Origin of the sequence: Pantoea sp. S62 (genome assembly GCF_016658625.1) — a bacterium.
GTDB classification, from domain to species: Bacteria; Pseudomonadota; Gammaproteobacteria; order Enterobacterales; family Enterobacteriaceae; genus Pantoea; species Pantoea vagans.
Genome location: NZ_JACVVI010000003.1, coordinates 491886 through 512533 on the forward strand (window position 1 = coordinate 491886; position 20648 = coordinate 512533).

Genomic DNA, 20648 nt, shown 5'->3' on the forward strand with positions numbered 1-20648 from the left:
TCACTCTTTCAGCAGCAGGATGGCGCCATGTCTTTAGCCGCGCATCTCATCAGCAGCCACCTTCCCACCATTAAACAGTTGCAGTGCTTTCTGGCGGTCGCGCACGAGCTTAATTTTCGCCGGGCTGCAGAACGCCTTAGCATGACGCAGCCTCCGCTCACCCGTCAGATTCAGAGTCTGGAAGATCTGCTGGGCCAGCCGCTGTTCAGCCGTACGACGCATGAGGTCACCCTGACAGAGTCTGGCCGGGCGCTGGTCACGAAAGCGGAAGCGATCCTTATGGCACTGAATGCCCTAAAAGAGGATGCGCAGCCTGTTGCAGCACAGCTGCGTATCGGGCTGACCCGCACGCTGAATTTCGAACTCATCGCGCCGCTTAATAAGCAGCTCGCCAGTTTTTATGCCAGCGACGAGATGGAGATGCCCAGCCTCACTTCGGCTCAGCTGCTGCAGCGCCTGGCGAAAAATAGCCTGGATTTGATCCTGACCGGGGAAAAAGGAGCGGAAGCGGAAAATGCTGTCCGGTACGCCTGGGTATACCGTGAGCCACTGTGGGTTGCGATGCCGTCAGCACATCCCGCCAGCCTGTCTGAAAACGTTGTGCTGGAGGCGCTGGCTGACCTTCCACTTTTCTGGTTTCCGCGCAGCGCCAATCCGCAGTTTTACGATAAATGCGAGCGCTACTTCGCCACGCTCAGCATCGCGCTGAAACGGGTGCGAGAGCCTGAAGATTCCCTGCTGATGCTGGCGCACATCGCCAGAGGCAAAGGGTTTGCGCTGATGCCGCAGTCAAAATGCACCTTCAAGCAGACAGGTCTCTGTTACCGGCCACTGACTGAAGATGCAGCTAAGCAGCTGGCAATTGACGTTTATGCGGCGATTCGCGCCGATGAAACCAGTGCGGCAGTAGTGAATGCGCTGATCGCACTCTCGCAGCCTGCTGAACCCGAAACCCCCGCCCATCCGCGCGGCTAAGTCGCTGTGCTATCCGTACCCATATTGCCTGAAGCTCGCTGATACCTTTTCTGCATGACAGAAGGAGCAATTCCGTGCTTTGGCGTGCGGTGAAACAATCATCTCTCACTTACGAGGAGAGATAATGAAAAAGCGAACGTTAACTCAGGGTCTGGAGGTCAGCGCTATCGGTTATGGCGCAATGGGGCTCAGCGAATTTTATGGTCAGACCGATGACCGTCATTCCCTGCAACTGCTCAGCCAGTTGCGCGACCTGGATATCACCTTTATCGATACCGCCGACCTTTACGGGCGCGGCCACAACGAGCAGTTGATAGGCCAGTTTCTTGCCGGGCTGAGCAAAGCTGAACGGCTGAAATTTACCGTCGCCACCAAATGTGGCATTGAGCGTCCGGCGGACGAGGCCTATGCCCGCACCATCAATAATCAGCCCGACTACATCACCCGCAGCTGCCATGCCTCCCTGGAACGGCTGGGCGTTGAGCGTATCGATCTCTTTTATCTGCATCGCATCAGTCCGGCGACACCGATTGAGGAGAGTATGCAGTGTCTCAGCCGTCTGGTGCAGGAGGGGAAGATCGCCCGGATTGGGCTGTGTGAAGCCTCTGCTACAACGCTGAGTCGGGCGCACGCGATCCATCCGCTGGCCGCGCTGCAGACAGAATATTCACTCTGGACGCGTGACAGTGAAGCGGAGATTCTGCCGATGGTGAAAAAGCTTGGCATCGGACTGGTGCCCTACTCACCGCTGGGCAGAGGTTTTCTGACGGGTAAATATCGCAACAACAGTGATTTTGCCGAAGACGATTTCCGCAAAAATAATGACCGTTTCCAGCAGGACAATATCGACCACAATCTGCAACTTCTTAACGCGGTAACGCCGCTGGCGGAAAAATATCACGCCACCACCGGGCAGATTGCGCTGGCGTGGTTGCTGGCCCAGTATGAGAAAACTGTGCCGATACCGGGCACTAAACAGATTGCTTATCTCACTGAGAATGCGCAGGCCGCGGATATCAGGCTGGAAGAGGACGACGTGCGGTTGCTGAATACGATTCATCAGCAGATTGAGGTCAAAGGCGGCCGCTACTCTGAGGAGGGAATGAAGGGCGTTAACGCCTGAAGACATATTAGGCACTTGCGCACTATGCTGCGGAAAGGAGCCAGAAACACAATTCTGGCTCCCCTTCAGTCAACTCAGCAGCAAGACGCTTACTGGTAATTGACCATGACTTCGCTGCTCACCACCCGCAATCCGGGTGGCAGCGCCCCGCTGCCGGCAAAACCAAACACCATATGCAGGGTTTCGCCGGCGTTGAGATGTGCCAGCCCGCGCGTAGTGCCGCTGGCACCCTCAAGCGTGGTGCAGCGCTGCTCGCCGCACAGCCGCACTTCCAGACCCGACGGCGCAGATCTGCTCAGCTCATAACGCCAGTTAATGATGCTGACCTCCCCGCCGACATCGGCGGGTGGCGTCAGCGGCTGCGCCCGTTGCCAGCTGCCGCGATTCGCCAGGAGCGGGCCGTTGGCCGTGGCGCTCCAGGCACCACCGGCTGCCTGAGCCAGCGTCGGCAGCATGAAAAGCACCATCAGCAGCCCGCGCATTATTTGCCTCCGATGGTAGCAGTCATACGGATCTGGCGATTGTCGCTCAGCTCCAGATTCGAGAGCACCACCAGCTGAGGCAGATTGCGGCGCAGGAATCGCGCCAGCAGCGCACGCAGCGGATGATTGACCAGCAGCACCGGTGGCGCGCCCAGCATCTCCTGACGCTGCAATGCCGCCTGTGCCTGACTTAACAGCCGATCGGCCAGTCCCGGCTCCAGGCCACCGCCGCCCTGCAGTGCCTGTAACAGCAGACGCTCCAGCGTAGAATCCAGCCCGATAACCTGTACCTCATCATTGCCCGGGAACCACTGCTGCGTAATCGCGCGGCCCAGCGCCACACGCACCACGCTGGTCAGCTCCTGCGGATCGCTCTGTACCGGCGCATGTTCCGCCAGCGTTTCAATGATGGTGCGCATATCGCGAATCGAGACCCGCTCCACCAGCAGATTCTGCAGTACTTTATGCAGCGTGGTCAGTGAGATCACCCCCGGCACCAGATCTTCGGTCAGCTTCGGCATCTCCTGCGTCACGCGATCCAGCAGCTGCTGCGCTTCCTGACGGCCAAACAGTTCGCTGGCGAACTGGCCAATCAGATGGTTGAGGTGTGTTGCCACCACAGTACTGGCTTCTACCACGGTAAAGCCCTGAATCTGCGCCTGCTCTTTCAGCGCGCTGTCGATCCAGACTGCTGCCAGGCCAAAGGCCGGATCGACAGTCGCTTCACCCGGCAGACTGCCGGCAGCCGTGCCCGGGTTAATCGCCATCCAGCGGCCAGGATAGGCATCACCGCTGCCAATCTCCACCCCTTTCATCAGGATGCGATAGCGCGCAGGTGGCAACTCCATGTTGTCACGGATATGCACCACCGGCGGCAGGAAACCGACATCCTGCGCAACTTTCTTACGAATACTGCGGATACGGCCCAGCAGCTCGCCGTTTTGCTGATGATCGACCATCGGAATCAGGCGATAGCCCACTTCCATGCCCAGCGTATCTTCCAGCTGTACATCGGTCCAGGAGGCTTCGGTGGCGGCTGGCGTGTCCGCCGCCGCTTTGTTGCTGATGCTGCCAGCAACGTCCACTTTCTTCTTCGGCTGCGTTTCGCGTCCGCGCAGCCACCAGGCCAGACCCAGCAAGGCGGCGGTGAACAGCAGGAAGACGAAGTTAGGCATGCCAGGCACCAGACCCAGCAGGCCAATCACCCCGGCGCTGAGCATCAGCACGCGGGGATCCTTAAACAGCTGGGTAACCATCTGCTCGCCGACATCCTGATCGGTGGCGACGCGCGTCACGATAACACCGGCTGCAGTAGAGATAACCAGCGCCGGGATCTGGGCAACCAGACCATCACCGATGGTCAGCAGCGTATAGGTCTCTGCGGCGTGCCCGACATCCATACCGTGCTGCACCACACCCACCAGCAGGCCGCCGATGACGTTGATCACCATGATCATGATACCGGCGACGGCATCACCACGAACGAACTTACTGGCACCGTCCATCGAACCGTAGAAGTCCGCTTCCTGGGTCACTTCAGCACGGCGGCGTTTAGCTTCATCTTCACCGATCAGACCGGCGTTGAGGTCGGCATCGATCGCCATCTGCTTACCGGGCATCCCGTCCAGTACAAAGCGCGCGCCCACTTCGGCGATACGACCTGCACCCTTGGTGATAACCATGAAGTTGATGATGACCAGGATGATAAACACCACGATACCGATGGCGAAGTTACCGCCCACCAGGAAGTGACCGAAGGCTTCAACGACCTGTCCTGCCGCGGCGGCACCGGTGTGCCCATCCATCAGGATGATACGGGTTGAAGCCACGTTCAGTGCCAGACGCAGCAAAGTAGAGAACAGCAGAATGGTCGGGAACGCCGCAAACTCCAGGGTCCGCTGGGTGAACATCGACACCAGCAGGATCATGATCGACAGCGCAATGTTAAAGGTGAACAGCAGATCAAGGATGAACGGCGGTAATGGCAGAACCATCATCGACAGGATCATCAGGATCAGCACCGGACCAGCCAGCACCTGCCACTGCATATCTTTAAAGTTGCCCGGTAAACGTAGTTTTGCGGCCAGGTTATTAGCCATCGTTTTTGCTCTCTCCTGCAAAGTCCATCTCTGCCGGAACCGGCAGGTTTTTTGGTTTGGTTGGGATCAGGCCGCCTTCGCGCTTCCAGCGACGCGACTGCCAGACCCACGCCAGTACTTCGGCCACGGCAGCATAGAGCGCGCCTGGGATGTGCTGACCAATTTCGGTATGCCGGTATAGCGCACGCGCCAGCGGCGGTGCTTCCAGAACCGGGATGCGGTGTTCGGCAGCCAGTTCACGAATTCTCAGGGCGATCTCGCCCGCGCCTTTGGCCACAACCTTCGGCGCGCTCATCTTCTTCTCGTTGTACTGCAATGCCACCGAGTAGTGTGTCGGGTTGGTGACGATGACATCGGCTTTTGGCACATCGGCCATCATTCTGCGTCGCGCGGCGGCGCGCATCTGCTGCCGGATACGCCCTTTAACGTGCGGGTCACCTTCCTGCTGCTTATGCTCGTCGCGGATCTCCTGCATCGACATCTTCAGCTTTTTGAAGTGGCTGTAGAGCTGCCAGAAGACGTCATATCCCACCATCGGGATCAGCCCGAGCATCACCAGTGAACAGCAGACCGCGATCATCTCCATGCCGTGAATCAGCGCGGTGACGGGCGCCTCACTGATCAGCCGCAGCATCTCCGGCCAGTGGCTCCAGATGTACCACCAGCCCACTGCGCCCACCAGAATGGTTTTGAGGATGCCTTTAAACAGTTCGGTCCAGGCCTGCGCGGCGAACATCCGTTTGAACCCCGCCATCGGGCTCATCTTCTTCAGGTCGAACTTGATCGATTTACCGCTGAAAACAAGTCCGCCCAGCAGCATGGGTGCGGCAATCGCCACCAGCACCAGACCGCCCATCAGCGGCAGCAGCGCCATCAGTGCCTGGGTAATCAGGCTGCCGATGTGGCTGACGATAATTTTGTCATCCCTGACCATCCCGTGGTCAAAACGGAGTCCGGTGGCGACCATGGCCGCCAGCCGGTGCGCCATCATGTTGCCGCCCATCCACAGGATCATGATGCCGGCCAGCAGCATCAGCAGTGACGTCAGTTCGCGCGAACGCGGAATCTGGCCCTCTTCACGCGCTTTCTCAAGTCGGTGGGCCGTGGGCGATTCTGTTTTGTCTTCGTCGCTATCTTCAGCCACGACAAACCTCGGTTGGCAGGAATTCTGAGCATAGGATGCCAAATCTGGCTTAAGTTAAAGCGGAGATAAGATGGGGAAAACAGGCGTTCTTTCGGGGATGGGTCTGACAATGCGGAACGGGGCCACCCGAAGGTGACCCTGTTTTATGACGCCGGGAGTCGTTTTGTCCGCCCGCAGGCGGACGAAGCTTAGAACCCTAAGCTGTCCAGCAGGTCATCAACCTGATCCTGGTTCGCCACCACGCCCGGTGCATCGGCGTGGATCTGCGGTCCATTCAGCAGGCTGGTGCCTTCCTGACGCTTCTCAGCGCTGACTTCTGGCATGTTCTCCAGCAGCACCATTAACAGCTGGCGCTCAATTTCCTGGATCACATCCATCATGCGCTTGATCACCTGACCGGTCAGGTCCTGGAAATCCTGCGCCATCATGATTTCAAGCAGCTGCTTGTTGGTAAAGGCGGTGTGCTCAGGCACGGCGGTGAGGAATTCGCGCGTATCCGTCACCAACTCCCGCGCATCACCCAGTTCAATCGGGTTCTCAAACCACGCATCCCAACGCCCTTTCAGCTGGGTTGCCCCGGCTTCCATCTTATCCTGATGGGGTTGTGCTGCTTCAACACAGTTCAGCGCACGGTCGGCGGCCTGCGCCGTCATCTGCACCACATAATCAAGACGATCGCGGGCATCAGGAATGGCTTCAGCTGCATCGGCAATGGCTTTATCCAGCCCCAGCTCGCGCAGACTGTCGCGCAGCATGCGCGTCAGTGAGCCAATACGTGAAATGATGTCGTGTGCCGCGGCATCCTCAGTTGGTTTCGGAAAGTCGCTCATCACATCCCCTTACATGCCCAGTTTTTCGAAAATTTTACCCAGCTTCTCTTCCAGGGTTGCCGCAGTGAATGGCTTCACGACATATCCGCTGGCTCCCGCCTGGGCGGCGGCGATAATGTTCTCTTTCTTGGCTTCCGCGGTCACCATCAGCACCGGCAGCGAACTCATCGCCGCGTCGGCACGAATAGTCTGCAGCAGCTGCAGGCCATCCATGTTTGGCATGTTCCAGTCGGAAATCACAAAGTCGAAGCCACCCGCTTTCAGTTTGCCGAGGGCATCCACACCATCTTCCGCTTCTTCTACGTTATTGAAGCCCAGCTCTTTCAGCAGGTTACGCACAATACGACGCATCGTATTGAAGTCGTCTACTACCAAAAAGCGCATGTTTTTATCAGCCATATCTACTCCTGAGTTGTCTCGCCCGGCGGGACGGGCCTGTTAAATACGCAATGCCTGTCCGGCGCTAATTTTCGCCAGCATATGCTGGCTGATGTTGCTTAAATCCACGACTTCGCTCACGCCGCCTGTGGCAATAGCCTCACGCGGCATGCCAAATACCACACAGCTGGCTTCGTTCTGGGCGATAGTCCAGGCACCTGCCCGATGCATTTCCAGCATCCCAGCGGCACCGTCGTTGCCCATGCCTGTGAGGATGACCCCCACCGCATTTCGTCCGGCGTTAATCGCCACCGATTTAAACAGCACATCCACAGAGGGTTTGTGCCGGTTAACCGGGGGTCCTTCATTCAGTTTCACCACATAGTTGGCACCGCTTCGGGCCAGCTCCATGTGCATTGCGCCTGGCGCGATATAGGCGTGCCCTGGCAGAATACGCTCACCGTCTTCGGCCTCTTTCACCGTGATCTGACACAGCTTGTTCAGACGCTCGGCAAAAGAGCGGGTAAAGCCTGGCGGCATATGCTGGGTAATCAGCAACGCCGGGCTGGTCGCCGGTAAAGGCTGCAGCACGTGGCGAATCGCCTCGGTGCCGCCGGTAGAGGAGCCAATCGCAATCAGCTTCTCACTACTCAGCAGTGGCCCCGCTTTTAGCGTCGCCGGCACCGGCATCGCAGCACGGTTGTGCAGTCGGGCCCGGGCCGCCGCGCGGATTTTGTCGCCAATCATCTGGCTGTAGGCCAGCATACCTTCGCGGATGCCGAGCTGGGGTTTGGTGACGAAATCCACCGCCCCCAGTTCCAGCGCCCGCAGGGTGATTTCGGAGCCTTTCCCGGTCAGTGATGAAACCATCACCACAGGCATTGGCCGTAACCGCATCAGTTTTTCCAGGAAATCGAGGCCATCCATGCGCGGCATTTCCACATCCAGCGTCAGCACCTGCGGATTGAACTGCTTGATCAAATCGCGGGCGACCAGCGGATCGGGCGCCGTAGCGACCATCTCCATATCCGGATGGCTGTTGATGATCTCGGTCATCAACTGCCGCATCAGCGCAGAGTCATCTACGCACATCACGGTGATTTTGCTCATCATCTTTCCTTCGTCAGTCCATAGACGGTTTGTCCGCGCAGCCAGAACTCTTTACTGATCTGACTGAAGTTTTCTGAGTGTCCGGCGAACAGGATGCCGCCCGGCTTCAGCAGCGGGACAAACCGACGCAGAATCTTCTCCTGCGTCTCTTTATCGAAATAGATCATCACATTGCGACAGAAAATAGCGTCGAACTGACCCGGCAGCGCCCAGTCGTTGGCCAGCAGGTTAAGCTGTGCATAGGTGACGAGGTTGGTCAGCTCGGGACGCGCCCGCACCATTCCGGCGTGCGGACCGGTGCCGCGCAGGAAGAAACGCTGCATTTGCGCCGGTGACAGCGTGCGCAGCTCCTCCTGGCGATAAACACCTGATACCGCTTTTTCCAGCACCTGCGTGTCGATATCGCTGGCATGGACCTGGAATTTACCTGGCCCGGTACCCAGCGTTTCGGCCAGCGTCATGGCGATGGAATAAGGCTCCTCACCGGTTGACGCCGCGGTACTCCAGACGCTGAAGTTGCCCTGGCGCTTACGTGCATGCTCCGCCAGAATCGGGAAGTGATGCGCTTCGCGGAAGAACGCGGTCAGGTTGGTGGTCAGGGCGTTGATAAACGCCTGCCACTCGGCACTGTTCGGATCGGACTCCAGCAGCGCCAGGTAACGACCGAAATCATCGATATTCAGCGTGCGCAGGCGACGAACCAGACGGTTATAAACCATCTCACGCTTGTGATCGGCCAGTACGATACCGGCACGCTGATAGATCAGCTGGCTGATACGGCGAAAATGCGTATCGGAGAGCGGTAAACGCTGCACCATCTGCGACAGCAGCGTTGTCGTCTCATTTTGATCTAAAATCGTCGATTTTTTCATCTCTGCACCTGGCCCGAACTGAATACATTAACTGTCTGCTGCGATGCCCGGCGGCTCAATGGCGGCCGGGCCACGGGCGATTAAAAGGTTTCCCAGTTGTCGTCGCTGCGTACCGCAGACGAACGACCAACGGCTAACGGTGCATCTGACTGGAGCGTTTTTGTCGCCGTTGTCTTGTTAACGGCCTGCGCGACAAATTCTTTACCAATATTGAACACTGATACCGCTTGTTTTAAGTGACTTGCCTGATCTTCGAGCGCTGCAGCCGCTGCCGCTGACTCTTCAACCAGTGAGGCGTTCTGCTGCGTGACGCGATCCATCTCGGTGACCGCAAGGCCCACCTGGTCAATGCCACGGCTCTGTTCGTCTGACGCAGAGGCGATCTCGCCCATGATGTCGGTGACGCGTGTGACGGCGCTGACGATGTTGCTCATGGTGTCACCGGCGCTCTCTACCAGCACCGAGCCGGTATTAACGCGGCTTACGGAATCCTCAATAAGACCCTTGATCTCTTTGGCGGCCTGGGCGCTGCGCTGCGCAAGGCTGCGTACTTCACCCGCCACGACGGCAAAGCCGCGCCCCTGCTCACCGGCGCGAGCGGCTTCAACCGCCGCGTTCAGTGCCAGGATGTTGGTCTGGAAGGCAATGCCGTCAATCACGCTGGTAATATCGGCAATCTTCTTGGAGCTGCCCGCAATCTCTTTCATGGTGGTGACCACGCCATCCACCACTTTGCCGCCCTGCTGCGCGGTTTCCGAGGCGGTCAGCGCCAGCTTCGACGCCTGACGGGCATTTTCGGCATTCTGCTTCACGGTCGCGGTGAGCTGCTCCATGCTGGCAGCGGTCTGCTCCAGCGAGGCGGCCTGCTGTTCGGTACGCGAGGAGAGATCGTTGTTACCGATGGAGATTTCGCTGGCACCGGTATAGATGGCATCTGAGCCGTCACGCACGGTGCGGACAGTGCGTGCCAGCTCCTGCTGCATATGCTGCAGTGACGTCAGTAACTCACCAATTTCGTTGCGCACGGTAATTTCAACCGGCTGGGTCAGATCGCCACGCGCGATGTGCTGGATATGCTCAATGCTCTGACGCAGAGGACGGATCAGCACTGAACGCATCACGTTCCACACCAGGATAATCATCAGCAACGTCACGGCCAGCGTGGCGATGACGATAGTGATGGAGCGGCTATAAGCCTGCTGGTTAGCTTCCACGCCCTGCTGTGACAGGGCTTTGTTGTTCTCCAGCCAGGCGCTGTAATCTTTCTGAAACTTGTCCTGGAAACTCTGCGTTGGCTGATCCACAAACCCTTTGAAGTTGCCGGTAGTGAAGAACACCATCAGCTCTGCCAGCGCATCGTGATAGGCCTTATAGTTCGCCTGCAATGCCACGACGTTTTCAGCCGTTTTACCCTGTTCTGACAGGTTATCGTTGAAAATCTGATAGTTGATTTCAGCCTGTTTCAGCTCCTCGCCCGCCAGTGCAACCAGCTCTTTTACGCTGGCGCCCGATCCCGACATCTGCGCATCCTGCAGAAAACGGATACCGGCGCGGTTAAGGGTGTTACGCGCCTGAACCAGCGAAACCCATGAGGTGCCCATCGCCTGTTGCAACGTATTCAGACGCTGGTTGTAGGCAAAATTCTCTTTATCTGAACTGACAGTTTTGAAAAACATTCCGCCGGAAAACAGCTGCAGCAGCGCAAACAGCGCCAGCACACACAGCAGGCCGGAAACAACGCGTACTCGACTAAACATAAACACCTCATTGGTTGGCGATTCGTGTTTATTTATCGGCGGCGTCGGGGGGAACTTTATGCGTGGCAACGGCTTTAAACCGCCGCCACGCTGAAAGGCAGAAATCAGGCGCGGGAAATTTTGAAAACCGAAACGGCCTGAGTGAGGACGCTGGCCTGCTGCTCCAGTGCGGCAGCGGCAGCGGCAGACTCCTCCACCAGCGAGGCGTTCTGCTGGGTCACGCGATCCATTTCGGTGACGGCCAGACCGACCTGCTCAATACCGCGGCTCTGCTCGTCTGATGCAGAGGCGATCTCGCCCATGATGTCGGTCACGCGGGTCACGGCACCCACAATCTCATTCATGGTGCTGCCGGCGCTTTCAACCTGCAGTGAACCGCTGTTGACGCGCGACACCGAGTCCTCAATCAGGCCTTTGATCTCTTTGGCGGCCTGAGCACTGCGCTGTGCCAGGCTGCGCACTTCACCGGCCACTACCGCAAAACCGCGACCCTGTTCACCGGCACGCGCCGCTTCAACCGCGGCATTCAGCGCCAGGATGTTGGTCTGGAAGGCGATACCGTCGATCACGCTGATGATGTCTGCAATCTTCTTCGAGCTGCCCGCAATCTCTTTCATGGTCGTCACCACGCCATTCACCACTTTGCCGCCCTGCTGCGCGGTTTCAGAGGCGGTCAGCGCCAGCTGCGAGGCCTGACGGGCGTTGTCAGCATTCTGTTTCACCGTGGCGGTGAGCTGTTCCATGCTGGCCGCAGTCTGCTCCAGCGAGGCGGCCTGCTCTTCGGTGCGGGCTGACAGGTCGTTATTACCGGCGGCAATTTCGCTGGCACCAGTGAAGATGGCGTCAGAGCCGTCACGCACATTACCGACCGTCATCACCAGCGATTGCTGCATCTCCTGGATGCCGGCTGCCAGCTGGCTCATCTCATTACGGCCCTCAACCATAATCGGCTGGGTCAAATCGCCGGAGGCGATAGCGCGAATCTGCGCCAGCAGCTGTTGCAGCGGCTGAATCAGAACCTGACGCAGGCCAAACCAGCAGGCCAGGATCACCACGATTACCGCGACGCCAATGGTGCCCAGCAGCCACATCATCTGAGTAAAGGCTTTATGGTTCTGTGCCATACCCTGATCGGAAAGCTCGGTCTGACGTGCACGCCACTCACCGTAGCTGCCCTGCATCGCGACCTGTTTCTGTTCAATATTCTGTTTAAACATCCCTTCCAGATCGCGGGCCTGCAGGCTGGTGACCATGCCTTTCAGCCCTTTTTCATATTGCGCGTAATCCGCTTCGAGTTTGTCACGCAGCGCCACTTCAAGCCCCGGCGTGGCGGGCAGATCGTAATAGATTTTAAAGTGACGGTCGGCCTCCACCAGCTGGGCGTTGGCTTTGTTCATCAGATCGTCGAGCTGACCGCCATTCATCTGCGATGCCATGCTGGTCTGTAAGCGCAGCATGGCGCGGTTCAGCGTGGTACGGCTGTTGTTCAGGGCGATATAGGCATCTGTCATCGACGTGACGTTGCGATTAGAAATCTGCGACAGCGCAAACGCCTCTTTATCATTATTCAGCGCCGACCAGAAAAGGCTGCCAGAAATCAGCTGAAGCGCGCCAAAGATAACCAGTACGGCGATTAAACTGGTGACCACTTTTATTTTTTTTAACATCTCGTTCCCCTGCAGGTTGATTAAGGTGCAGCGGCTATATCGGCGGGTTCTGGCGATTAATTAATGCTTTTCGGCGCTTTCAGGCGATAGCGGGCTTTTGTAATTATTTTTATCAAAAGAGAGTGCGGGGTCTGACGCCAGGAGGCGGGATAGTGGAAGGGGCTGCGCATCCCGCAGGATGCGCAGCGTCAGATCAGAAGGTTTCCCAGTTTGTATCATTCACCGGGGCAGTCAGGGCTTTGCGCGGTGCCAGCGCCTTTGTTACGGTAGAAGCAATCGGCAGATGCTTTGTCAGCGTCGGCCTGGCTTCACGTTTGATTTTAAAGACCGAAACTGACTGGCTTAACCGGCTGGCCTGATCTTCCAGCGAGGCGGCTGCTGCCGCGGACTCTTCCACCAGCGAGGCGTTCTGCTGGGTGACGCGATCCATCTCGGTGACGGCCTGCCCGACCTGGTCGATACCGCGACTCTGCTCGTCCGATGCGGAGGCGATTTCGCCCATGATGTCGGTGACGCGCGTGACCGCACTGACGATATCGCTCATGGTTTCCCCGGCGGTGCCGACCAGCTGCGAACCCACGCTGACGCGGTTGACTGAATCATCAATCAGCCCTTTGATCTCTTTGGCGGCCTGGGCGCTGCGCTGCGCCAGACTACGTACTTCGCCCGCGACCACTGCAAAACCGCGACCCTGTTCACCGGCACGCGCCGCTTCAACGGCGGCGTTAAGCGCCAGAATATTGGTCTGGAACGCGATGCCATCAATCACGCTGGTGATATCGGCAATCTTCTTCGAACTGCCGGCGATTTCGCTCATGGTTTTCACCACGCCAGCTACGACGCTGCCGCCTTTTTCTGCGGTTTCAGACGCGCTGAGTGCCAGCTGTGACGCCTGGCGGGCGTTCTCGGCGTTCTGTTTCACGGTGGCGGTGAGCTGCTCCATACTGGCCGCCGTCTGCTCCAGTGACGCCGCCTGCTGCTCTGTACGGGCGGACAGGTCATTGTTTCCCGCAGAGATTTCACTGGCACCGGTGAAGATCGCATCCGATCCTTCACGGACATTGGTCACGGTGCGGACCAGCGACTGCTGCATTTCGTGCAGGCTGGCGGCGAGCTGCGTCATCTCGTTACGCCCTTCCACCGCGATCGGCTGGGTTAAATCACCCTGGGCGATATGCTGAATGTGATTAATGCTACCATTCAGCGGCGTTATCACGATTTTGCGCAGGCCAAACCAGCAAAGCACAATCACCGCGACCACGGCAGCCATGATGGCAGAAAGGATCCACATCATTCGGGTATAGGCACTACTGTTCTCAGCCACGCCCAGTGTGGTCAGGCGACTCTGATCGGCGCGCCATTCGCGGTAAAGCGTCAGAAACGCACTCTGGCTCGGTGCAACGGGAGCTTTGGCGGCGGCAATCGGATCATTAGCTTCCAGGGCGGTCTGCAACTGATTAAGGGCCCCGTCATAGGCGCTGAAGCGCTGATCAAGCTGATCGTTCAGCGTCGCGTCCTGACCCGGTGTGTCAGGGATCGCCTTGAATTCTTTATAATAACCATCTGCTGCCTGCTGAAATCCTTTGCTCTCTCCGAACAGACCGGCGATATCGGCCGTTTTACCCTCCAGTTTACTGGTGGCGATACGTAGCTGAATGCGGGTCAGCAGCACACGGCTCTGGTTGAGACTCATATAGGCGTCATTAAGCGCCTGTGTGTTTTGCATCGCCAGCTGCGACACGGCGAAGCTCTGCTTGTCGTGGCTTAATGCGGAGTAAAAAACTGAACCGGAGAAGGCCTGTAACAGCCCGAACACCAGCAACACCAGTAACAGGCTGGTGACCACACGGATTTTCGTTAACATGAGTAACCCTGAACAATGTAGGTGATTTAAAAGTGACAGTGAGATTATCGGCAGGTGACAGCGGGAAATTAGGGGAAGCAGCGATTTTAAATATATGAATCAGAAGGAAATTATTACATGATGTAACAATCACGGGCCAGCCAGAGCCAGCCCGTGAAGAGGCTATTACGCGGTACGCAGGTTATCCACCAGCGCCATCTCGTCGCTGCTCAGCAGCTTCTCAATGTCGACCAGAATCAGCATGCGATCGCCCAGCGCACCCAGACCGGTCAGGTACTCGGTAGACATGGTTACCGCGAACTCCGGTGAAGGGCGGATCTGATCCTGGGTCAGTGACAGCACGTCAGAAACGCCATCGACCACGATACCGACCACGCGATTTTCCAGATTCAGTACGATGACCACGGTGTTGTCATTATACTCAACGTCAGGCTGCGCAAACTTAACGCGCAGATCGATAATCGGCACGATTACGCCGCGCAGGTTAGTGACGCCGCGGATGAATTCAGGGGTATTCGCAATACGCGTTACCTGATCGTAACCGCGAATTTCCTGAACTTTGAGGATATCGATGCCGTACTCTTCGTCGCCCAGCGTGAAGACCAGAAACTCCTGACCCACAGTTTCGCCAGCGATTTTTGTCACGGTTGCCATTCCATTCATGTTATTTACCCTTTCGTTATCTGTCAGGCGGCAGCGCCGGCCACACGTTTTTCACGGTTAAGTGACTGCAGTGCTGATACATCAACAATCAGCGCTACGCTACCATCGCCAAGAATGGTCGCGGCAGAGATGCCCGGCACTTTGCGATAGTTACTTTCCAGGTTCTTCACCACCACCTGATGCTGACCAATCAGCTGATCAACCAGCAGCGCGTAACGTTTGCCCGCGCTCTGCAGGATCACTACGATGCCCTGCGTGGCCTCGGTTTTGGCACCCTGCACATCAAAGACGTTCCACAACTCGACCAGTGGCAGATATTCACCACGCACTTCCAGCACGCACTCGCCACCCGCCAGCGGTTTCAGCTCTTCGGCACGCGGTTGCAGTGATTCCATTACCGCATTCAGCGGCAGAATAAAGACTTCATCAGCCACGCGAACGGACATGCCATCAAGAATGGCCAGCGTCAGCGGCAGCAGGATACGGATGGTGGTGCCTTTGCCCTGCTTCGAGGCGATTTCAACGTGACCGCCCATCTCCTGAATATTTCGTTTCACCACGTCCATTCCGACGCCGCGTCCTGAAACATCCGTCACCTGCTCCGCGGTAGAGAAGCCCGGTGCGAAGATCAGCATGCCGACCTCTTCATCGCTCATGTTCTCGTGAACCGGCAGACCCGATGACAGGGCTTTAGCCAGAATACGTTCACGGTTCAGACCAGCACCATCATCTGACACTTCGATACAGATGTTGCCGCCCTGGTGTTCCGCAGAAAGCGTCAGGTTACCGGTTGCCACTTTACCGGCCACCAGACGTTTCTCTGGCGTTTCGATACCGTGGTCAAGACTGTTACGCACCAGGTGCGTTAACGGGTCGATAATGCGTTCGATCAGGCTCTTATCGAGTTCGGTTGAGCTGCCCAGCAGGGTCAGTTCGACCTCTTTGCCGAGTTTGCTTGCCAGGTCACGCACCAGACGCGGGAAGCGGCTGAAGACATATTCCATTGGCATCATACGAATCGACATCACCGATTCCTGCAGGTCGCGGGCGTTACGCTCCAGCTGGCCCATGCTGTTCAGCAGGTCGCCGTGCGCCACCGGGTCGAGTTCACCGGAACGCTGGGCGAGCATCGACTGGGTAATCACCAGTTCACCGACCAGGTTGATCAGCTGATCGACCTTCTCGACCGCAACACGGATGCTGGTCGATTCGCTCGACTTGGCCGGTGCCGCGACGCGCTTACTTTCACGTTTCACCGCTGCCACGGGCAGTTCGGTTACGCTGGCGGTGTGAACCTCTTCCGCCACTGGTGCGGCTGCAACAGCAGCAGCGACCGGCGCGGCAACGGCTTCGTCAGCGGCCGGGAAGCGGATCTGAGCTTCGTCGATCACGAAGCAGAGCACCGCCACGATGTCATCTTTACCGACGCCATCAATGCAGACGTCCAGCGTGGTGCTGCCCTTCTGCACATTAGTCAGGGTGCCGAGATTGCTCATCTCTTCCAGCATCAGGTCGACTTCTTTCTCTTTGAGGTCGATCAGCTGTACACGCAGACCGCTGGTGCTGGCCGGTTCCGCGCTGGCAGTGGTTACCGTAGCCGGAACATCAACCGGCAGACCTTTGGCCTCGAGCGCCAGCTGGCGCAGCGCTTCACAGATATATTTGAAGCTCTCCGCGTTAGGCTCCTGCGCGGTTTTATAAGCATCGAGCTGTTCCTGCATAATATCTTTGGTTTCCAAAAACAGGTTGATGATGTCGGTGCTGAGCTGCATCTCGCCGCGACGAGCACCATCCAGAATGTTTTCCAGGATATGAGTCGTTTCCTGTAATACCGTAAAACCAAAGGTTCCGGCCCCACCCTTAATGGAGTGAGCGGCACGGAAGATGGCGTTAAGCTGTTCCGAATCTGGCTCCTGCGGGTCAAGGCCCAACAGGTGTTGTTCCATATCCGCTAACAGCTCATCGGCTTCATCAAAAAACGTCTGGTAAAAATCGCTGATGTCCATACTCACGGGAATCACCTCGGCTGTGAGGGGGCTGCTGTATTCACCGCGCTGCCTGGTGTTGCAGGTGCGGTAATCTGTTCAATGGCCGCCGGATCGCTGATCTGGACGGCATCACTTTCTGCGTTCTCTTTTTCTATTGCTGCTTCGGTGTCGTGGTTCAACACCAGCAGGCTGATGCGGCGGTTAACTGCGTCGTTACCGCCACGATTTTTCAGGCGCATGGTGTCGGCCATACCTAACACCCGTAAAACTTTGCCGCTATCCAGGCCGCCCATCACCAGTTCCCGGCGTGAAGCGTTAGCGCGGTCGGTAGAGAGTTCCCAGTTGCTGTATCCCTTGTCACCGCCGGCATACTGAAAATCATCGGTATGTCCGGCCAGGCTGATGCGGTTCGGAATGTCGTTAAGGATCGGCGCAATGGCACGCAGAATATCGCGCATATACGGCTCCACCTCGGCCCGACCGGTCTTAAACATCGGGCGATTCTGGCTGTCGATGATCTGAATACGCAGCCCCTCTTCCACCATGTTGATGATCAGATGCGGCCGCAGCGCTTTCAGACGCGGATCCGCTTCAATCATCTGGTCGAGCTTTTCACGCAGCCGGTTAAGGCGAATCTCATCCAGCTTGCGTTTCTGGGCGTCCATATCGACGACTTTTTTCACTTCGCCAATCTTTTTGGTCGGATCGTCGCCGCCACCTGGGATCGGGCTGTCACTGTCACTGCTGCGTGCGCCGCCGGTAATTGCAACTTTCAGCGGCGTTTTGAAGTAGTCTGCAATCTGCACCAGCTCCTGCGGGTTGGCGATCGACAGCAGCCACATCACCATAAAAAAGGCCATCATCGCCGTCATAAAGTCGGCGTAGGCAATCTTCCACGATCCGTGGCTGCCTTCATGGCCTTTATGTTTGCGCTTTTTGATCAGCACAATGGGGCGATTGCCGTGTTTCATGAAGCCTCGTCAGAAGTCTGTTTAGCCGGGTTCTTGGCGTTACGCACATGCTCTTCCAGTTCGCTGAACGACGGACGCTCGGCGGAATAGAGCGTCTTACGACCAAACTCCACCGCAATCTGCGGCGCGTAACCATTGAGGCTCGAGAGCAATGTCACTTTAATGCACTGCATCATCTTGGTGGTTTCCGCACATTTCTGACGCAGTACTGACGACAGCGGAGAGACAAACCCGTACGCCAGCAGAATGCCCAGGAAAGTTCCCACCATCGCATGCGCGACCAGCGCACCCAGTTCAGCGGCCGGACGATCGGCCGAAGCCAGCGCATGGACGACGCCCATTACCGCGGCCACGATACCAAATGCCGGAAGACCATCACCCACCGCAGCAATACTTTGCGCTGGTACGTCACACTCGTGTTCGTAGGTCTCAATCTCTTCATCCATCAACGCTTCGATTTCAAAGGCGTTCATGTTGCCGCTGACCATCAGACGCAAATAGTCAGTAATAAAATCTACTAACTGTTTATCGGCAAGGATGCGGGGATAATTAGCAAAAATTTCACTCTGGCTGGGATCTTCAATATCGCGTTCCAGCGATAACATCCCCTGCTGACGCGACTTCGCCATCAGGCGATAAAGCAGCGCCATCAAATCCATGTAAACCGCTTTGTTGTATTTGGAGCCGCGAAATAACTTAGGCAGCGCTTTCAGCGTTTTTTTAATCGACTTGCCATTGTTACCGACTAAAAAAGCACCGGCACCGGCACCGCCGATCATTAATAATTCGGCTGGCTGATAAAGTGCGCCCAGATGGCCACCTACCAGCGCATATCCGCCCAACACGGAGCCTAAAACAATCAGGTAACCTATAATTATCAGCACAAAAAAATCCTTACGTCCGTAACGTGTTGGTGGAAGTTAAGCCAGAGAGCCGCAGAGGTTATTCCTGAACCGCAAGCAAAAAAAAAGCAGCGGTATTAACCGCTGCTGGATGGCTTCCACAGTGCGAACAAACTTAAACGGCGTGTTTAACCTGTTCATCCAGCAGTTGTGGAAACATATCGGCAGGTTCTGCAGAAAGTTTACGTCTTTTTACGGCACGTGATGGCGGCTGGCACAGGCTGCAGGTAAAGCTGCCAACTGGCTGATGCGCATGATTAATAAAGCTGCCGTTGCAGCATTTGCAATCCGCCAGTTCCAGCATGCCACTTTCAACGAATCGGACCAGGGTCCAGGCGCGGGTCAGCGCCAACAGCGGGCCCTCGTCCGATTGCGGACACTGTTCGAGATATAAACGGTAGGCTTTAATTACGGCATCGACACCGCTGCACAAACCGGTTTTCAGTAAAAATTTCCAGGCGTTGCAAAACATAGAAGCATGGATGTTCTGCTCCCACGTCATAAACCAGTCCGTGGAGAACGGCAGCATGCCTTTTGGCGGCGGACTGCCACGTAATTCTTTATAGAGCTTGATCAGACGACCACGGCTCAGCTGAGTTTCACTCTCTAACATTTGTAAGCGCGCACCTAAAGTGATCAGCTCCATCGCGAGCTGAATATCACGTGCTTCCTGAACAATACTTTTCTCACTCATGACATTGCTCTCTTTTTAGCAGGCGCTACATCTTTAGACGCATTACGCAATAAACGGCTCGATAATAAAATGCCGGTGTGGATTTGTTGTAAATCATCCACGCGTGATTCCTGCGTCAGGCGATTAATGGTGCTGCTATCGGTAAAACGGAACTGGCAAACCAGTTGATTGGTTTCCGCCATTTTTACCATCTCAGGCAATGTTAATTCAGATAATGCGTTCGCCATTTTCTCGTCAATGCCGAGGCGAAACATTGCAGAAGCTTTATCCTGGTTAATTAAACGCTGCGCGAGCAGTAAATAAGACAAATTGAGGTCATAAATATGTTTCAGTACTTCAGATGTGCCCATTATTTTTCCATCCTGAGAGATGCGACGTAACTGTATCGCAGATTAAAACCTGCGGTTCGAGCTGCTGTTTGTTAAATCAAAAGATGGCAAAAAAACTTCACATAATTTCAATGTCACTGTTTTTCGCCTTCTATTTTCGTGGGTTTCAGACCCACTGAAGGTCGAAAATCCATGCCATTCTATTTTCGAGTTCCGGACATTTTCCGTGACGTCTTCTTACATTTTTTAGGACTATTCCGAAAACAACGCAAATCTATATCGTCTGATTTCGACATACAACGACAGTCAGATGAAATTTTAGATAAAGTGTGACGCAGATCACACTTTTAACGCAAATTTCTTCAGCAACCCTTTACGATTACTTACCGACCGGTCACTTTTTGAACAAAAAAGTGTGTTTTTAAGTCCAATTCGTCCTGAGAAAGGTTTAATAGGGGGTAAAAGCATCGCTATTCGACGCTTTAAGCAATCCGGAATGATTATCGGGTGTTAATCGTTTTAATACCCTATTTAGAACCATCTAAAAGAGGGTTGTCAGCATATTATGCTGGCAAGGCGGGGCCTTATTTGCTGTTAAATTAGTTACTTAAGGGGAGTATCGCAGGGTGTGAGTAATGAAATCGTTAAGATTTCTACGGCAGTAAGAGGGGCTTCTGGCAACCTGGCGTTAACAGTGACAGCAGAATGTTCAGGCTCCGACACCCGATGTAACAAGGGGTTACATAAGAAAGACGAATGAATTAACGGCAGGTTATACGTTGGCTCTATCACTATCGGCA

General features: G+C 56.0%; 18 protein-coding genes. 2 read left to right on the plus strand and 16 right to left on the minus strand.

The window, feature by feature from the left end; translation table 11 throughout:
• Window positions 1-27: 27 nt before the first annotated feature.
• Both IBT54_RS07545 and IBT54_RS07550 read left to right on the plus strand, forming a co-directional pair.
• The gene (locus IBT54_RS07545) at window positions 28-975 is read left to right on the plus strand and encodes a LysR family transcriptional regulator (protein ID WP_201251936.1); all 948 of its coding nucleotides are present in this window, start codon (window positions 28-30) and stop codon (window positions 973-975) included.
• Window positions 976-1099: 124 nt separating this feature from the next.
• Window positions 1100-2098 carry an aldo/keto reductase gene (locus IBT54_RS07550; protein ID WP_201251937.1) on the plus strand — a complete coding sequence of 333 codons (999 nt, stop codon included), beginning with the start codon at window positions 1100-1102 and terminating at the stop codon, window positions 2096-2098.
• Between the two features lie 89 nt (window positions 2099-2187).
• On the opposite strand, the gene IBT54_RS07555 is transcribed toward IBT54_RS07550, so the two are convergent.
• The 16 genes from IBT54_RS07555 to flhD form a co-directional block, all read right to left on the minus strand.
• Entirely contained in the window at window positions 2188-2580 is a 393-nt protein-coding gene (locus IBT54_RS07555) for a flagellar protein FlhE (RefSeq protein WP_033783336.1), read from the minus strand.
• The gene (gene flhA / locus IBT54_RS07560) at window positions 2580-4679 is read right to left on the minus strand and encodes a flagellar biosynthesis protein FlhA (protein ID WP_013358222.1); all 2100 of its coding nucleotides are present in this window, start codon (window positions 4677-4679) and stop codon (window positions 2580-2582) included. The genes IBT54_RS07555 and flhA overlap by 1 nt, the downstream gene beginning before the upstream one ends.
• Complete coding sequence (gene flhB, locus IBT54_RS07565) at window positions 4672-5823, minus strand: flagellar biosynthesis protein FlhB (RefSeq protein ID WP_013358223.1); 1152 nt, start codon at window positions 5821-5823, stop codon at window positions 4672-4674. Before flhB ends, flhA begins: the two co-directional genes overlap by 8 nt.
• Window positions 5824-6011: 188 nt before the next feature.
• On the minus strand, window positions 6012-6653 hold the full coding sequence (cheZ, locus tag IBT54_RS07570; protein ID WP_013358224.1) for a protein phosphatase CheZ: 642 nt from the start codon (window positions 6651-6653) through the stop codon (window positions 6012-6014).
• 9 nt (window positions 6654-6662) lie between these two features.
• Window positions 6663-7052, minus strand: coding sequence for a chemotaxis response regulator CheY (gene cheY / locus IBT54_RS07575; RefSeq protein ID WP_010258559.1), 390 nt, complete (start codon window positions 7050-7052; stop codon window positions 6663-6665).
• Window positions 7053-7091: 39 nt separating this feature from the next.
• The gene (locus IBT54_RS07580) at window positions 7092-8141 is read right to left on the minus strand and encodes a chemotaxis response regulator protein-glutamate methylesterase (RefSeq protein WP_013358225.1); all 1050 of its coding nucleotides are present in this window, start codon (window positions 8139-8141) and stop codon (window positions 7092-7094) included.
• Window positions 8141-9013 (minus strand): protein-glutamate O-methyltransferase CheR, encoded by an 873-nt coding sequence (gene cheR / locus IBT54_RS07585; RefSeq protein ID WP_013358226.1) that lies wholly within the window; start codon window positions 9011-9013, stop codon window positions 8141-8143. The genes IBT54_RS07580 and cheR overlap by 1 nt, the downstream gene beginning before the upstream one ends.
• Before the next feature lie 80 nt (window positions 9014-9093).
• On the minus strand, window positions 9094-10770 hold the full coding sequence (locus IBT54_RS07590) for a methyl-accepting chemotaxis protein (RefSeq protein WP_013358227.1): 1677 nt from the start codon (window positions 10768-10770) through the stop codon (window positions 9094-9096).
• A 104-nt stretch (window positions 10771-10874) separates the two neighbouring features.
• Window positions 10875-12437, minus strand: a complete 1563-nt coding sequence (locus IBT54_RS07595) for a methyl-accepting chemotaxis protein (protein WP_201251938.1) — start codon at window positions 12435-12437, stop codon at window positions 10875-10877.
• Window positions 12438-12630: 193 nt separating this feature from the next.
• Window positions 12631-14301: a methyl-accepting chemotaxis protein gene (locus IBT54_RS07600; RefSeq protein ID WP_013358229.1), complete on the minus strand. Its 1671-nt coding sequence runs from the start codon at window positions 14299-14301 to the stop codon at window positions 12631-12633.
• Window positions 14302-14466: 165 nt separating this feature from the next.
• Entirely contained in the window at window positions 14467-14964 is a 498-nt protein-coding gene (gene cheW, locus IBT54_RS07605; RefSeq protein ID WP_013358230.1) for a chemotaxis protein CheW, read from the minus strand.
• Between the two features lie 23 nt (window positions 14965-14987).
• A complete protein-coding gene (gene cheA, locus IBT54_RS07610) occupies window positions 14988-16970 on the minus strand; it encodes a chemotaxis protein CheA (RefSeq protein WP_187266220.1) in 1983 nt (660 codons plus the stop codon).
• Window positions 16971-16981: 11 nt separating this feature from the next.
• On the minus strand, window positions 16982-17923 hold the full coding sequence (gene motB / locus IBT54_RS07615) for a flagellar motor protein MotB (RefSeq protein ID WP_095707022.1): 942 nt from the start codon (window positions 17921-17923) through the stop codon (window positions 16982-16984).
• On the minus strand, window positions 17920-18807 hold the full coding sequence (motA, locus tag IBT54_RS07620; protein WP_003849139.1) for a flagellar motor stator protein MotA: 888 nt from the start codon (window positions 18805-18807) through the stop codon (window positions 17920-17922). The genes motB and motA overlap by 4 nt, the downstream gene beginning before the upstream one ends.
• Window positions 18808-18940: 133 nt before the next feature.
• Complete coding sequence (gene flhC / locus IBT54_RS07625) at window positions 18941-19519, minus strand: flagellar transcriptional regulator FlhC (RefSeq protein WP_013358233.1); 579 nt, start codon at window positions 19517-19519, stop codon at window positions 18941-18943.
• Window positions 19516-19869, minus strand: a complete 354-nt coding sequence (gene flhD, locus IBT54_RS07630; RefSeq protein WP_013358234.1) for a flagellar transcriptional regulator FlhD — start codon at window positions 19867-19869, stop codon at window positions 19516-19518. The genes flhC and flhD overlap by 4 nt, the downstream gene beginning before the upstream one ends.
• Window positions 19870-20648: the final 779 nt, after the last annotated feature.

Bases quoted from the DNA above. Each gene is read 5' to 3' on its own strand.
- IBT54_RS07555 (WP_033783336.1), bottom strand. From the start codon at position 2,580: ATGCGCGGGCTGCTGATGGTGCTTTTCATGCTGCCGACGCTGGCTCAG.
- motB (WP_095707022.1), bottom strand. From the start codon at position 17,923: ATGAAACACGGCAATCGCCCCATTGTGCTGATCAAAAAGCGCAAACAT.
- flhA (WP_013358222.1), bottom strand. From the start codon at position 4,679: ATGGCTAATAACCTGGCCGCAAAACTACGTTTACCGGGCAACTTTAAA.
- flhC (WP_013358233.1), bottom strand. From the start codon at position 19,519: ATGAGTGAGAAAAGTATTGTTCAGGAAGCACGTGATATTCAGCTCGCG.
- cheY (WP_010258559.1), bottom strand. From the start codon at position 7,052: ATGGCTGATAAAAACATGCGCTTTTTGGTAGTAGACGACTTCAATACG.
- cheA (WP_187266220.1), bottom strand. From the start codon at position 16,970: ATGGACATCAGCGATTTTTACCAGACGTTTTTTGATGAAGCCGATGAG.
- IBT54_RS07595 (WP_201251938.1), bottom strand. From the start codon at position 12,437: ATGTTAAAAAAAATAAAAGTGGTCACCAGTTTAATCGCCGTACTGGTT.
- cheZ (WP_013358224.1), bottom strand. From the start codon at position 6,653: ATGAGCGACTTTCCGAAACCAACTGAGGATGCCGCGGCACACGACATC.
- cheR (WP_013358226.1), bottom strand. From the start codon at position 9,013: ATGAAAAAATCGACGATTTTAGATCAAAATGAGACGACAACGCTGCTG.
- IBT54_RS07580 (WP_013358225.1), bottom strand. From the start codon at position 8,141: ATGAGCAAAATCACCGTGATGTGCGTAGATGACTCTGCGCTGATGCGG.
- IBT54_RS07545 (WP_201251936.1), top strand. From the start codon at position 28: ATGTCTTTAGCCGCGCATCTCATCAGCAGCCACCTTCCCACCATTAAA.
- IBT54_RS07600 (WP_013358229.1), bottom strand. From the start codon at position 14,301: ATGTTAACGAAAATCCGTGTGGTCACCAGCCTGTTACTGGTGTTGCTG.
- IBT54_RS07590 (WP_013358227.1), bottom strand. From the start codon at position 10,770: ATGTTTAGTCGAGTACGCGTTGTTTCCGGCCTGCTGTGTGTGCTGGCG.
- IBT54_RS07550 (WP_201251937.1), top strand. From the start codon at position 1,100: ATGAAAAAGCGAACGTTAACTCAGGGTCTGGAGGTCAGCGCTATCGGT.
- cheW (WP_013358230.1), bottom strand. From the start codon at position 14,964: ATGAATGGAATGGCAACCGTGACAAAAATCGCTGGCGAAACTGTGGGT.
- flhD (WP_013358234.1), bottom strand. From the start codon at position 19,869: ATGGGCACATCTGAAGTACTGAAACATATTTATGACCTCAATTTGTCT.